The organism is Streptomyces venezuelae (genome assembly GCF_008642275.1).
Lineage (GTDB): Bacteria > Actinomycetota > Actinomycetes > Streptomycetales > Streptomycetaceae > Streptomyces > Streptomyces venezuelae_E.
Map to the genome: position 1 here is coordinate 6,516,200 of NZ_CP029189.1, position 14,074 is coordinate 6,530,273.

The 14,074-nt window shown below is 74.0% G+C and carries 12 protein-coding genes; 7 read left to right on the forward strand and 5 right to left on the reverse strand.

What is annotated here, in order from left to right:
- Positions 1–594: 594 nt before the first annotated feature.
- The 3 genes from DEJ51_RS28825 to DEJ51_RS28840 all read left to right on the forward strand — a co-directional run bounded on the left by DEJ51_RS28825 (position 595) and on the right by DEJ51_RS28840 (position 4,228).
- On the forward strand, positions 595–1,488 hold the full coding sequence (locus tag DEJ51_RS28825) for a LysR family transcriptional regulator (RefSeq protein ID WP_150260489.1): 894 nt from the start codon (positions 595–597) through the stop codon (positions 1,486–1,488).
- 88 nt (positions 1,489–1,576) lie between these two features.
- Complete coding sequence (locus DEJ51_RS35285; RefSeq protein WP_223836007.1) at positions 1,577–2,860, forward strand: Ig domain-containing protein; 1,284 nt, start codon at positions 1,577–1,579, stop codon at positions 2,858–2,860.
- Between the two features lie 84 nt (positions 2,861–2,944).
- On the forward strand, positions 2,945–4,228 hold the full coding sequence (locus DEJ51_RS28840; RefSeq protein ID WP_150260490.1) for a cytochrome P450 family protein: 1,284 nt from the start codon (positions 2,945–2,947) through the stop codon (positions 4,226–4,228).
- Here the strand turns inward: DEJ51_RS28840 and DEJ51_RS28845 are convergent.
- From DEJ51_RS28845 to DEJ51_RS28855, 3 genes are all read right to left on the reverse strand, one after another.
- Positions 4,184–5,767 carry a molybdopterin-dependent oxidoreductase gene (locus DEJ51_RS28845; protein ID WP_150262216.1) on the reverse strand — a complete coding sequence of 528 codons (1,584 nt, stop codon included), beginning with the start codon at positions 5,765–5,767 and terminating at the stop codon, positions 4,184–4,186. The two genes, DEJ51_RS28840 and DEJ51_RS28845, sit on opposite strands and share 45 nt — an antisense overlap.
- A 141-nt stretch (positions 5,768–5,908) precedes the next feature.
- A complete protein-coding gene (locus DEJ51_RS28850) occupies positions 5,909–8,194 on the reverse strand; it encodes an alpha-N-acetylglucosaminidase TIM-barrel domain-containing protein (RefSeq protein WP_150260491.1) in 2,286 nt (761 codons plus the stop codon).
- Positions 8,195–8,212: 18 nt separating this feature from the next.
- Positions 8,213–9,889 (reverse strand): ricin-type beta-trefoil lectin domain protein, encoded by a 1,677-nt coding sequence (locus DEJ51_RS28855; RefSeq protein WP_223836008.1) that lies wholly within the window; start codon positions 9,887–9,889, stop codon positions 8,213–8,215.
- 156 nt (positions 9,890–10,045) lie between these two features.
- Here DEJ51_RS28855 and DEJ51_RS28860 point away from each other — a divergent pair, with 156 nt between their 5' ends.
- From DEJ51_RS28860 to DEJ51_RS28870, 3 genes are all read left to right on the forward strand, one after another.
- Positions 10,046–10,702: a TetR/AcrR family transcriptional regulator gene (locus tag DEJ51_RS28860; protein WP_150260492.1), complete on the forward strand. Its 657-nt coding sequence runs from the start codon at positions 10,046–10,048 to the stop codon at positions 10,700–10,702.
- Between the two features lie 14 nt (positions 10,703–10,716).
- Positions 10,717–11,694, forward strand: a complete 978-nt coding sequence (locus tag DEJ51_RS28865; protein ID WP_150260493.1) for a serine/threonine dehydratase — start codon at positions 10,717–10,719, stop codon at positions 11,692–11,694.
- Positions 11,695–11,830: 136 nt separating this feature from the next.
- Positions 11,831–12,466, forward strand: coding sequence for a hypothetical protein (locus tag DEJ51_RS28870; protein WP_150260494.1), 636 nt, complete (start codon positions 11,831–11,833; stop codon positions 12,464–12,466).
- A 195-nt stretch (positions 12,467–12,661) separates the two neighbouring features.
- On the opposite strand, the gene DEJ51_RS28875 is transcribed toward DEJ51_RS28870, so the two are convergent.
- Positions 12,662–13,132, reverse strand: a complete 471-nt coding sequence (locus DEJ51_RS28875; protein ID WP_150260495.1) for a universal stress protein — start codon at positions 13,130–13,132, stop codon at positions 12,662–12,664.
- Positions 13,133–13,321: 189 nt separating this feature from the next.
- Here DEJ51_RS28875 and DEJ51_RS28880 point away from each other — a divergent pair, with 189 nt between their 5' ends.
- On the forward strand, positions 13,322–13,687 hold the full coding sequence (locus DEJ51_RS28880; protein ID WP_150260496.1) for a hypothetical protein: 366 nt from the start codon (positions 13,322–13,324) through the stop codon (positions 13,685–13,687).
- 46 nt (positions 13,688–13,733) lie between these two features.
- Here the strand turns inward: DEJ51_RS28880 and DEJ51_RS28885 are convergent, their stop codons facing one another.
- Positions 13,734–14,024, reverse strand: coding sequence for a hypothetical protein (locus DEJ51_RS28885; protein WP_150260497.1), 291 nt, complete (start codon positions 14,022–14,024; stop codon positions 13,734–13,736).
- Positions 14,025–14,074 lie beyond the last annotated feature (50 nt).

The following is a 14,074-nucleotide window of genomic DNA, read 5'->3' on the forward strand; positions in this document are numbered from 1 at the left end:
AACCGGCGTGCAGCTGAACCGGCGTTGCGGGTGGACCGGCGTGCGGGTGAACCAAGGTGCCGACGAGCCGACGAGCCGACGAGCCGACGAGCCGACGAGCCGACGAGCCGACGAGCCGACGAGCCGACGAGCCGACGAGCCGACGTGCCGAGGTGCCGTGCAGCGGCAGTGCGGGGCGGGGCGGACGAAGGGGGAGCGCGGCGGTCACGCGCACACCGGCCGGGGAACCCGCCGCGGGTACGACGGGCTTGAACCGTGGTCAAACACCCGCAATGCCGCGTTGCATCGTGCGGTGGCCGCCCTGCACTGTCAACAGCCATGCGGAATACGATGCTTCGCACTCGCGACGTACACGTGCCACCCGAAATCCCGGCCGGGCGGAGCCCTGACACCCCCCGCCCGAGGCCGTGGCCTGCGGAGTTCTCCACCAGGCCGGGCCGGCCCCGTCGCGCGGGCCGGCGTACCGCCTTCCGGGCGGGCATGCCGCGCCGGCATGCGTAGCCACCGACCGGGCATGACCGTGACGCCGGGCCGGGGCAGTTGTTCACCCGACGAACCCTTACAGGTACGGCCTCACGCGGTTACCGTCCGGTCATGACCCCCACCCTCGCGCAGCTCCGCTACCTCGTCGCCGTCGCCGACTGCCGGTCCATCACCGGGGCCGCCGCCTCGGTCTTCGTCGCCCAGTCCGCGCTGTCCCGGGCCGTGCAGGCCATGGAGCGGGATCTCGGCGTCGAGCTCCTGGCCCGCCGGGGAAGGGGGGTGGACCTCACGCCGGAGGGGGCCCGGGTCGTCCGGCTGGCCCGGACCGTGCTCAACGCGGTGGAGGCCATCGACGACATCGGGACCCCACACGGCGAGGGCGCCCGGGCGGCCCTGACCCTGGTCACCACCCCCACCCTCGCCCTCGACCTGGCCGCCGACCTGATCGCGGCCTTCACCGGACGGCATCCCGCCGTCGACGTCCGGCTCCGGCAGCACGGCAGCAGGGAGGGCCTGGTCGAGGAGGTCACCCAGGGGCGCGCGGAGCTGGCCCTGGTCGACCTGCCCGTCGACAAGGAGCTCTCCACCCACTTCATCCAGGAGCGGGAGGTGGTGCTGATATCGCCGCCCGGCTCCCGGCTGCCCCACCCGATGCCCCTGCGCATGCTCGACGGGCTGCCGATGGTGCTGCCCACGCCGGGGACCGGCCGGCGCACCGAGATGGAAGCCATGTTCAGCTGCCTCGGAGTACGGCCCGTCCCCACCCTGGAGGTCGACGAACGCCTCGCGTGGGTGACGGGCGTGACGGACGGCCGTGGCTCCCTCATCTGGTACCGGGACGTGGTGCTGAGAGCCTTCGGGAGCCGGGCCGAGATCCGCTCCTTCACACCTCCGCTGCTGCGCCCGGTGGGCATCGCCCACGCCCGGCGGCCGCTCAGCCGGGCGGCCCGCGCGTTCATCGCACAGGCAGGGCACAAGGCACCCGTCCGGGAGCCGGTGCGCTGACGGGACATGCCGGCACGGCATTGAACGATGCTCGAACGGGAGGCGGCGGGGTCTGGTACGCCGGCTGATGTCCCCTCACATTGTGCGCATGTCCCGACTCCTGACACTCCCGCGCGCCGCCGCCCTCGCGACCGCGGTCCTCGCGACGGCCCTGCCCGGGCTCGCCTGGACGGCCACGGCCACGGCCACCGCCTCCACCGCCTCCACCGCCTCCACCGCCTCCACGGCCACCGCCTCCACCGTTTCCGTCGCCCCGCCGGCCTCGGCCGCCGTGGCCCCGGCGCCGGAGCGGAAGTGCACCCTCCCCAGCGGCCTCGCCGAACTCAGCGGCCTCGCCATGAGCCGCAGACATCCCGGGGTCTTCTACGCCGTCAACGACAGCGGGAACACCAACCAGGTCTTCGCCGTCGACTGCAGCGGCGCCACCGGCCGGCTGGTCGCCACCCTGACCGTCTCCGGCGTCGGCAACACCGACTGGGAAGGCCTGGCGCTCGGTACGGACGCCGACGGTGGCCCGGCGATCCTGGTCGGCGACATCGGGGACAACCTCGGCGGGCGCGCGGAGATCACCGTCCACCGGTTCGCCGAGCCCGTTCGGCTCGCGAACGCCACGGTCACGCCCGTGACCTACCGCTTCGCCTACGCCGACGGCAGACACGATGCCGAGTCCCTGCTCGCCGATCCCGTGACCGGCCGGCTCTACGTCGCCAGCAAGCTCATCGGGGCCGCCGGCCGGCTGTACCAGGCCCCGCTGCCGCCGGTGACCGGTCAGGTCAACACCCTCACCGCGGTCCGGCCGGGCCCCGTGTTCGCCACGGACGGCGCCTTCTCGCCGACGGGTGCCTCGTACACCCTGCGCAGCGGCGGGCCGCTGGGCGCCAACACGGCCTCCGTGTACGACACGGCCGGGGTCAAGCTCGCGGACGTCGCCCTCCCGGCCCAGTCGCAGGGGGAGACGGTGACGTACGCCGACTGCGCGAACCTCCTCGTCGGTTCGGAGAACGACACGCAGATCTGGCGGGTCCCGCTGCCGCCGGAGGCCACCCCGGGCTGCGGCACCACCCCCACCCCGACGCCCACCCCCACTCCGACGCCCACTCCCACCCCCGGCGGGCTGAAGTTCACCGACCCCGGCCCGCAGACGTGCAGGTTCAACCAGTCCTGCACCGTCCAGCTCGTCACCACCGGGGCGAAGCCCCCTGTCCGGTACGCCGTCACGGGCCTGCCCTGGGGCCTGACCCTCGACGCTGCCTCCGGCCGGATCGGCGGCAAGCCCTGGGGCGGCGGCGTCTTCCAGATCACCGCCACCGCGAGCGATGCCGGCGGAGCCACCGCGGGCACCACCTTCACCCTGACCGTCAACTGGTTCTGAGACGGGACGGGAACGGGCTTGTCCAACCCGGCTCCGAGGCCGCACTGTTGACCGAGTTCCGTCCATCAGGTCAGGAGAACCGGCTTGTCGTCCCCCACCTCACCCGTCCCGCAGGGCCAGGCCGCCCCGCACGTGATCGACCCCGTCGGCGGCTGCCCCCACGCCCTCAACGCCCGGCTGCGCGCCGAACACGGCTCCGTGGCCGAGGTCGTGCTCCCCGGTGGGGTGCCCGGGGCGGTGGTCCTGGGCCACGACGCGCTGCGGGAGTTCCTCGCCCACCCCGACGTGGCCAAGGGCGCCCGGCACTTCCCGGCCCTGCACGACGGCACGATCCCCGCCGACTGGCCGCTGCGCGTCTTCGCCAACGCCGTGGGCATGCACACCGCTGACGGCGCCGACCACCGCCGGCTGCGCGCGCTGGTCGGCAAGGCCTTCACCATCCGCCAGGTGGAACGGCTGCGGCCGCGCGTCGAGGAGCTCACCGCCGGACTCCTCGACGACCTCGGGCGGGCCGCGGCCGGGTCCGCCGACGGGACCGCCGACCTGTACGAGCACTTCGCCCTCCCGCTCCCGATGAACGTCATCTGCGAGCTGCTGGGCGTGGACCCCGAGCACCGGGGCCGTCTGCACCACCTGACCAACAAGGTCGTCATCGCCACCGACATCACCCCGGCCGAGAAGATGACCGCCCTGCAGGAACTCATGGCCCTGACGGCGACGATCGCGGCCGCCCGCGCCGCGAACCCCGGCGAGGACCTCACCAGTGCGCTGATCGCCGCCCGCGAGGACGACGGCGACCGGCTCACCGAGGTCGAACTCATCGGCACCATGCGGCTGATGCTCGTCGCGGGCCACGAGACCACCCTCAACCTCGTCGTCAACGCGGTCCGTGCGCTGTGCGCCCACCGCGACCAGCTCGCCCTGGTCCTGGACGCCAAGGCAAGCTGGTCGGACGTGGTGGACGAGACGCTGCGCTGGGACACCCCGGTCAGCTGGTTCCCGTTCCGCTACCCCACCCGCGACCTGACCGTCGACGGGACCGTGATCCCGCAGGGCACCCCGGTGCTCGCCGGGTACAGCGCGGCGGGCCGCGACGAGTCCTTCCACGGTCCGGGCGCCGACCGGTTCGACATCACCCGCCCCACCGCCGCCCGCAGCCTCTCCTTCGGCCACGGCGCCCATTACTGCACCGGGGCCCCGCTCGCCCGGCTGGAGGCCACGATTGCCCTGGAGCGGCTCTTCACCCGCTTCCCCGACCTCGACCTCGCGGTCCCGGACGCCGAACTCCCCTACCAGAACAGCTTCATCAGCAACAACGTCCGCTCACTCCCGGTCCGCCCCGGCCGACAGGCCGCCGCCACTTCCTAGCGCCCGGACGCGCACGTCCACCGCGTGCCAGCCCGTCGCCCCGTCCGGCACGGTCCCGGTGCGGACCCCCGTCTGCACCGCGCCCGTGCCGTCCGTGGCGCGGACCTCCAGGGTGTGCGGTCCTGCGGTCGCCTCCCACGGCCAGACCCACTGGCGCCAGGTGTCCGCGCCGTCCGCGGTCCCGAGCCGGGCCTCCTGCCAGGGGCCGCCGTCCACCCGTACCTGGACCCGCGCGATCCCTCGGTGCTGGGCCCACGCCACCCCGGCGACCGCCACCCGGCCCGGGGACAGGTCGGCGTAGGGGCGCGGGGTGTCGATCCGCGACTGCGTCTTGACGGCGGCCTGCTGGGCCCAGGACCGGCGCACCCAGTACGCGTCGTAGGCGGCGAAGGTGGTGAGCCGCAGCTCGGTGATCCACTTGCAGGCGGAGACGTACCCGTACAGGCCCGGTACGACCATCCGGACCGGGAACCCGTGGGCGAAGGGCAGCGGCCGGCCGTTCATGCCCACGGCCAGCAGCGCCGCCCGGCCGTCCATGACGGTCTCGACCGGTGTGCCGATGGTCATGCCGTCCACCGACCGCGCCACCAGCTGGTCGGCCGGTCCGCCCTCGGACGGCGGCCGCACCCCCGCCTCGCGGAGCAGGTCCCCGAGGCGGACCCCCAGCCAGCGGGCGTTGCCCGCGTACGGGCCGCCGACCTCGTTGGAGACACAGGTGAGGGTGATGTCGTGTTCGACCACCGGGCGGGCGAGGAGCCGGGGCAGGTCCAGGGTCAGGGGCCGGGTGACTCCCTCCCCGTGGATGCGCAGCCGCCAGGTGCCGGCGTCCACGCGCGGGACGACCAGGGCGGTGTCCACCCGGTAGAAGTCCTGGTTCGGGGTGAGGAACGGGCCGAGCCCGGGCACCCGCAGGTCCGCACCGGCGGGCACCGGCGGCGCGGGCACGGTGGGCCGGGGGAGTACGAAGCGGGCCCGCGAGGCGGTGGCGTCCGCGCTGCCGTGCGCACCCAGGCGCCGTGCCCCGAGCCCGACCCCGGCCGACGCGGCCAGGACGGCGACCACCAGGCGGCCGAAGCCGCGCCGGTCCATCGAGCCGGCTCCGCCCTGCGCGGCGCCGGCGGGCCGGGCCCGTCTGCCGGCGGTGACCAGCAGGTACAGCACCCCGGCCGAGACCAGGGCACCCACCAGCGAGGGCAGCGCGTCCCGCCACGACGCCTCCGGACGGCTGAGCGCGGCCAGCGCCCCCACCAGCCCGAAACCGCCCGTGACGGCGATCGCGGCGGGGAGGTGGCGTACGGCGAGCAGGCCGGTGCCGACCGCGACCGCGGCCAGCACGGCGAGGATGCCGAGGCCCAGCGCCAGCTTGTCGGAGGTGCCGAACAGCCGGATGGCCCATTCCCGGACCGCGACCGGCGTCAGGTCGACCACGGCTCCGCCGACGGCCGTGACCGGCGAGGCCTCGGGCCGGCCGGCGGCAGCGGCCAGCTGCGCGGACGCCAGTCCGGCGACGGCCGCGACGATCCCGCTGACCGCGCCCATCGCCCGCCACGGCCGCACGGGACGGCTCGGGTCTGCCTCCACACGGCCAGTGTGCCGCGCCCGGCCCCTCCCGCGCCGCCGCCGCGCCCGCTGCCCGCCCGGGACCCGGGCGGGCAGCGGGCGCGGGTCAGCAGGCGCGGGTCAGCGGACGGCCGACGGGGGCAGGGCGGCGGCGATCTGCGCGGCGAGCCGGTACGGGTCGCCGGCCGGCCGGTCCGGATGGCGGGTGGTGCGCGCCGCCCACTGCGCCTCGAAGGCGTGCCAGTCGATCTCCCGTGGTGCGGCCCCCGTCACCAGCGCCTCGTCCAGCGAGGCGAAGTAGCGCGCCCAGCGGGGTGCGTACAGCTCCGATACCAGGCCGCTCCACTCGCGGTTCGCGTAGTCGTGCAGGAAGCCGCCCTCGCTGGTGCTGCGGAGGCCCCACACGCTGAGCAGCGAGCGGGCGTCGTACTCGTACCGGTCCTGCTCGGCCCGGTCCGCGCCCCGGGAGCGGGCCCCGGAGAGCCAGCTGCCGAGGAGGAAGGCCGGGTCGGAACCGGTGACCGCGTCCAGCTTCCGCTCGGCGTCCTGCCATGCGGCCGTCAGGGCCCGGAAGCGGGTCAGGTCCTTGGCCTCGTAGGCCGCCTTGATCTGCGGGAGCAGCACCCGCGAGTGGTTGGCGAGGGCCTGCCGGGCGGTGTCCACCAGATCGAAGCGGTAGGCACTGGAGCCGCGCAGCGCCGGATCCACCTTCAGCAGGTGGTCCAGGGCCCTGCGCACCGAACCGGCCGGATAGCGCATGGACCGCGGACTCCAGTAGGCCGCACCCGCCGCCGTCAGGCTCGGCCGGGCGGTGAACAGGCTGTCCTGGGACTCCGACCACAGCCCCGACGAGGTGCTGTACGGCCCCGTGCGGAGCTCCTCCCAGGCGGCGGCCGCGGCGGCGTCCGGGCGGCCGTAGCGGCGGGCCGCGAAGTCGGCGAACCACCTGCGCTGGTCGATCGGCCCGCGCTCCCAGGCCAGGTCGGTGAAGAGGTCGAAGGCGGCCGGGTTGGTCCCGGTGGCCTCGGGGAGGTAGGCGATCCCGGCCAGCGCGCTGTTCGCCTTGTCCCGCCAGGGGCCGAACCGTTCGATCCACACGGAGCTGTTCGCGCCGATCGTCGTGTGCCCGCCGAAGTTGTAGATGGTGCCCATCGCGTACGGGGTCCCGCCCCAGCGGGACTCGCGGTCGAGCCGGTTGTACCGGTCGGAGAGCCCGTCCAGGATCAGCAGCTTCGAGGTGTCCACCCCGGCCAGCAGTTCCGCGGTGGGGTCGTCCTGCCAGCCCAGCACCGCCCACAGCGCACCCGGGTGGGCGGCGTGCAGGGCGCCCTGGATGGCGCCCGCGGCGGCGGCGACGTCGACGGAGCCGGTCTGCCCGCCCTCGTGCAGCGGGCTCATCCGGTACATCGTGCTGTCCCCGAACACCGCTTGCTGCTCGGCGTAGTACGCGGCGGCCAGTCTCCCGAACACCGGCGAGGCGGGGTCCAGCCAGTCCGGGCGGTCGAAGCCCGCCCAGTCGCCCTGGGCCACCGTCGCCGCACCGGGGTTGCGCGCGGCGAAGCCGGGCGGCACGGTGCCGAAGTAGCCCGGGAGGACCGGGGTCATGCCGAGCCCGCGCAGCTGCTCGGCGATCCGCCCGCCCAGTTCGGCGCGTTCGCGCATCAGCCGCTCGGTGACGGGGCCGCCGAAACCGCTCAGGTTCTGCAGCAGCCACCAGCTCTGGTGGCCGGGGCCGGGGATCCACTGCCGCAGTTCCCCGGCGGAGTAGCCGAACCCCTGGAGCGCCCGGTAGTACGGGTACTCGGCGCCGACCTGCACGAACACCTCGTTGATGCCGTGCAGGGCGAGCAGGTCGATCTGCCGCTGGTGCTCCTTGAAGGAGCGGTACGGGCCGGAGTACCCGTCGTCGGTGTCGTTCAGCGCGTACCGGTGCGGGACCTGTGCGCTGCGGGTGACCGGGGCGGGGACCGCGGGCAGCCGGCCCGGCAGCATGCCGATGCTGTCGCCGGGCCAGCCGATGTCGACCCCGGCGACGTGCTGGAGGTACCAGCCGACCCCGGTGAGCAGGGTGGCCCCGGTGCTGCCGCGCACGGTGACCGCGCCGGCGGTGCCGGACACGGTGAAGGTGTCGGGGCCGGCGGTCGCGTCGGGCACCAGGGTGAACTGCCCCCAGTGGCGCGGGAGCAGCCGCCGCAGGGCCTCCCGCGCGGGCCCGGCGTCGAAGGTGCGCGCCGTGCGCGCTTCGGTCGTCACGGCGGAACGTACGGGCGTCCCCGCGCCCGGGGCGGTGGCCCCGGGCGCGGGCCCCGCGCAGACCAGTGCCAGCAGCGCCGCCGGAAGGGCGGTGAGGGCGAGCGGGCGCCGGCTCCTCGTCCGGCGCCCCCCGCGATGCGTCGGGTTCCTCATGCGTTCGTCGCCCGGCCGTCAGACCGGCAGGGCCCAGGCCTGGTCGACCCGGTGGTCGCCGCAGTCGGCCAGCCGCAGCCGTTCGGACGGCGCGGCGGCCGCGGGAGCCGTCAGGCACATCCCGCTGACCTCCTCGACGAGGGTTCCGTCGCGGCGCTGCGACCAGCTCTGACCGGGCTGCTCCTGCGGGCGGTCCGCGCAGTCGGCCAGCTCCACGATGCGGTCCTCGCCCGCCGACAGGCACTCGCCGGCCAGCCGCAGGGTCGCGTCCTTGGCCACGGTCCAGCGCTGGTCGGGGGCTCCGGTGCAGGCGGCCATCACCACGGCGCCGACGCCGGTGGTGTTGGCGCCGTCGGCACAGCGGGCGCCGTCACCGACGATCTGCCCGGTCGGCACGGCCTCGGCGCAGCCGCGCGGGCTGAGCCGCCAGACCCCGGTGTCGTGCCCGGCGACCTTCCCGGTCAGCTTCTCGGTGACCTCGCGGCTCGTGCCGCTCCACAGGTCCCGGGCCCCTGCGGTGCAGTCGGCCAGGCCGATCTCGTCGAGCGGCACGTTGATGTCGCGGGTGGCGGCGGAGCGGTTGAGCACGGCCACGGCGCGGTCGCCGTTCGCGAGCGGCCGCACCAGGATCTCGAAGGTGGCGTTGGAGGAGACCACGGAGCCCTGACGGCCCATCGGGTCCTGGTCCAGCTCGATCATCCGGGTGTTGCCGAGCGCCGTGAGGCCCGCCGGGGTCAGCTTCGAGACGTCCGACGACAGGATGAAGGGCGACGCCATCATGGCCCACAGGGCGACCTGGCTGCGGCTCTCGGCGGCCGTGAGCCCGGGGGCGCCCGCGATCAGGAAGTCGGGGTCGTTCCAGTTGCCGGGGCCCGCGTACCGGCCGAGCCAGCGGTTGTATCCGTAGTTGCCCAGCACCGCGCTCCACCGCGAGGTGGCGGGTGCGGCCGGGTTGTAGACCTTGATGTCCTTGCCCTCGCGCCACAGCTGGCCGGTCTCGCCGACCCAGCCGAGGACCTTGTGCCAGTCGGAGCCGCCCCATTCGCCCTGCTGGAAGTAGGCGGGTGCGGAGGCCGAGAGGACCATGTCCCGGCCGCTCTCCCGCAGGGCGTTGGCGACGGAGTTGTAGGCGTCGCGGTAGGCCTGCTCCTTGGTCGTGCCCTCCGGGACCCAGAGGTTGCAGCCGTCCATCTTGACGTAGTCCACCTTCCAGGAGGCGAACTGCCGGGCGTCCTGCGCGTAGTGGTCCGCGCCGCCGCCCTGGGGCGCGCCACTGCCCGGGTACTTCTCGCAGGTGAGGGAGCCCGCGTCCTGGTAGATGCCGAACTTCAGGCCCTTGGCGTGCAGGTACGCGCCGAGCCAGGCCATGCCGTGCGGGAACTTCGCCGTGTCGACGACCAGACTGCCCTGCGCGTCGCGGCTCTTGGTCATCCAGCAGTCGTCGACGGTCACCGTGTCGTAGCCCTTGGCGGCGAGCCCGGTGGACACGAGCGCGTCGGCGTTGGCCACGACCTTGGCCTCGTCGATGTCGCACATGTAGTGCGCCCAGTTGTTCCAGCCCATGGGCGGGGTGAGCGCGAGCGGGGTGTCCGCGGTCGCCCGGGGCTCGGCCGCGACCGGGGCGGAGGAGAGCGCGAGGGCGAACAGGGCGGCCGCGGTCAGGCAGGGGAGCGTTGCACGCAGGCGAGGCGGCACGGAGTCTCCTTGACGTGGGGGCAGTCGTGGGCCCAGTGCAGCGAGGCGACTACCCACTGTCAACACAAGTCGCTGATTGTCGGCTGATGACCAGCAATATGGCTGCAACCGACGTCACACGAACGTGTAGATACGTCGTATGTTACGATGTATCTTATGCCGCGAAGATCAGCCGCCCTGGACCGTGCGACCCCGGAGGCCATCGCCGTCGCCGCCCTGCGGATCCTCGACGAGCAGGGGCCCGGCCACCTGAGTTTCCGCGCCCTCGCCGACCGGCTGGAGGTCTCCCACGCCACGGTGCAGCGCCGCTGCACCGACCTCGCCGGCCTGCTCGACCTGTGCACCGAGCACCTCGCCGGGCAGCTCCCGCGGATCCCCGCCGGCACGGACTGGGCCGAGGCCACCGAACAGCGGTTCCGCGCTCTGTACCGGCTGCTCACCGCGCACCCGGGACTGCTCGTGCTGCGCGGCAGCCGGCCCTGGCTCGGGCGCAGGCTGCTGGCCGGGCTCGTGGAGCCCGCGCTCGCCGACAGCGTGGCCGCCGGAATGACCGCCGCCGAGGCGATGACCGTCTACCGCCGGATGTACCTGCTCACCCTGGGCAGCGCGGCCTTCGTCGACCACCGGGATCCGGGCGCGGCCACCGCCGCCTCACGGGCGGCCCTGGCCGCGCTGGATCCCGCGGAGTTCCCCGTGCTCGCGGGCGCGCTGCCCGACGTACTGCCCGCCCTGACGGACCACGAGGTCTACTACGGGGCCCTGCGCCAGCTGATCGAATCCGCCCGGCCCGACCGGCCCGCCGACCGCACCTGACGGGGAGACCGCCCATGCACGCAGCACCGGCCCAGCAGCTCGACCACGAGGCCGTCCGCTCCGCCGCCGACCGGATCGCGGGCGGGATACGCCCCGTCACGGTGGCCGCGGCCGGACCGGGCGTCTGGTACGCGCTCGAATACCTCCAGCACACCGGCTCCTTCAAGGCGCGCGGCGCCCGCAACTTCCTCGCCGCCCACCACGAGGCCGGCGCACTCCCCGCCGCCGGGGTCACCATCGCCTCCGGCGGCAACGCCGGGCTCGCCTGTGCCTGGGCGGCCCGCGCCCTGTCCGTGCCCGCGACCGTGTTCCTGCCCGCCAACGCCCCGCGGGTGAAGGTGGAACGGCTGCGCGGATACGGGGCCGAGGTGCGGCTCGTCGGCGACCGGTACGCCCAGGCGCTGGCCGCCTGTGAGGAGTTCGCCGCGGAGAGCGGGGCACTGAGCAGCCACGCCTACGACCACCCGCTGATCGCGGCGGGCGCCGGGACCCTGCTGGAGGAGATCCGGGCGGCCCTGCCCGGGCTGGACACGGTGGTCGTCGCGGTCGGCGGCGGCGGACTGTTCGCCGGGGTCGCCACGGCCGCGCGCGAACACGGCGTACGGGTGGTCGCGGCGGAGCCGGAGAACTGCCGGGCCCTGAACGCGGCCCTGGCCGCGGGACGGGTCGTGGACGTGACCGTGGAATCCGTCGCGGCCGACTCCCTGGGGGCCACCCGGGTCTCGGCGGACGCGCTCGCCGCCGCTCGGGAGGAGAACGTGACGTCGGTCCTCGTGCCCGACACGGAGATCACGGCCGCCCGGCGGGCGCTCTGGGAGGAGCACCGGATCGTGGTCGAGGCGGGCGCGGCCACCGCCGCGGCGGCACTGCGCACCGCGCCCGAGCCACTGGGCGAGCGGGTCGCCGTCGTCCTCTGCGGTGCCAACACGGACCCCCGGGACCTGATGGAACCGGTCGGCATCCGGGCCGGTGGGCGCAGCCACGCTCCCTGAGCGGTCGGGGACGGGCTGCGGAACCCCGGCGACGGCTCAGCGCGGTGTCGTCGGCAGGCCGCACCGGCCCCGGCGGTGACGGTGGCCGCGGGAAAACAAGTGGGGGGAGGGTCCTCCTTCTTGCCACCCTTGAGGGATGCTGTTCACACTGACCGGCTCCAGCTGCTCGGGCAAGACCACGCTCGCCTGCTCCGTGGGTGCACGCCTTCGGAACGCCGTCGTGCACGACGGCGACGAACTCGGCGTGCCGGAAGGCGCCGACCGCCGATGGCGCAACCGCATGACCGAGATGTGGGTGCGCCGCGCCCTGGAGTACCAGGACCGAGGACTCGATCTCCTGCTGACCGGCCAGTCCCCGCTCGGAGAGGTCCTGGCGGCGCCTTCGGCGCCACTGCTGGACGGCATCGCGGTCTGCCTCGTCGACGTGTCCGACGAGATCCGGCGCCGGAGACTCGTCCACCGCGACCCGGGCCGGTGGGCCCCGTCGGCGGTCGACGCCTTCGTCGGGTGGGGCGACTGGCACCGCGGGCACGCCCGGGACCCCCGGTACCGGCCCGACGTCATCATCGACGACAGCTGGCGTGAGATGGCCTGGCACCAGTGGACCGGATGGACGGCCGGGGACCGGCGATGGTCCACCCACGTGATCGACACGACGGACCAGTCCGTCGCGGACTCCGCGGACCAGGTCGAACAATGGGTCGCCGAACGGCGTGAGGCCCTCCGGTCCGGCCGCCTCGCGCTGTCGCGGGGCTGGCCGGACCCGAGCTGATCCGAGGCCGGCCCCACCGTCGCGCCCGCCGGACCGGACGGGGCGTGGCAGGCGGCGGACGGCGGCGGGGCCGTGCCCGAAGTCCCTTGCGCAGGAAGCCGTTCGAGCCCGCCGGGGCCTGGGTCGGTCCGCGCGCGGGCCCCGGTGGGTGTTCCTGGGTACGAGGACGACGGACGGAGGCGGGTGCGGCGGACGTCAGTCGTTCTCGTCCGCGCCCTCGCGGACGATCACGACCGTGCCGGCGGAGTACTGCACGACCTGCTGGCTCACCGACCCCAGCAGCGCACCCTTGAAACCCCCGTACCCGCGGGTGCCGACCACCGTCAGGTCCGCCTCCTTCGAGGCGTCGACCAGGACCTGCGCCGGGGACCCCTGCTCGACGCGACGGAACACCGGTACGCCGGGCGAGGTGCCGACGGCCGCGGCCACCGTGTCCGCCAGCTTGCGGCGGGCTGCCTCCTCGGCCGTCACCGCCTGCGCGTCGGCGGTCTCGGCGGCCGTCGGGTTGATGGCGAACGGATTGCGGTTCCACTCCCAGGCCATGACGGCGTGCACCCGGCCGCCCGTCATCGCGGCCTGCGCGACCGCCCAGCGCAGTGCCTCCTTGGAGTGGTTCGACCCGTCCACGCCGACGACGATCAGAGGCTCGGTGGTGGGCTCACTCATGGTGGTTCCTCTCGCTTCGCCCGGATAGTCGGTCTCCTCCCTGTATACACGCAGCAGTGGGTCCGACCTCGAACGACGATCGTTGCGACGAGTGGCGACTTTCGAGGACAGCCCGCCGCCCCCGCCCCTTGCGAGAGTGCGAGTGTCCAGGCGACCGCCGCCGGACGCGAACGACATGGAGGAACGGGCGTGGCTCAGCGCAAGGGTTGTCTGATCGGGTGCGCGGTGGCGCTGGTACTGGGCGTGGGCCTGCTCGTCGCCGTGGTCTTCGGGATGGGGAAGGTCCTCGACATGGCCGACAAGACCCTGGTCGATCCCGCTGTCTACGAGGCCGTGAAGACCGGGGACGCGGAGAGCGAGGTCCGCGGCAAGCTCCCGTCCGGCGACAGCTTCGTCAAGGGCGCCCTCAAGGAGGGCGGACCGGCCGAGCCCGAGGGCAGCACCTGCTCCTGGTACGTGTCCACGGGGGCGCCCGAGAACGGCGAAGAGACCGTGCTCCGCTTCTGCTTCAAGGACGGCAAGCTCGCGGAGAAGGCCAAGTACCCCATGAAGTGACCGTGCCGGACGCCGCCCCGGCGCGCGCACCATAGGTGCGCGATCCTCACTTGCCCTTGAGCAGTTGGTCGACCCGGGGTACGGACAGCCCTATCAGTTCCGACACTTCCCTGAGGGTGCGCCCCTGACGCAGCTCTCCCACGGCTGCGGTGCGTATGTCCTTGACCGTCTTCGCCACAGCGGGCAGCAGCTGATCGGTGAACAGCCGGGCGGCCCGTTCCCGCGCGACGGGGGACTCGATCCGGGCAAGGCGCGACCGGACCGCGCTCAGGTACTCGATCGTCAAGATGCGCAGGTCATCGTGCACCTGCTGGTCGGCAGGGATGGTGTCGGTCATGGGGACAGCGTACGCAGACGTGGTAGGAATTTAAGATGACCTACCCCGTC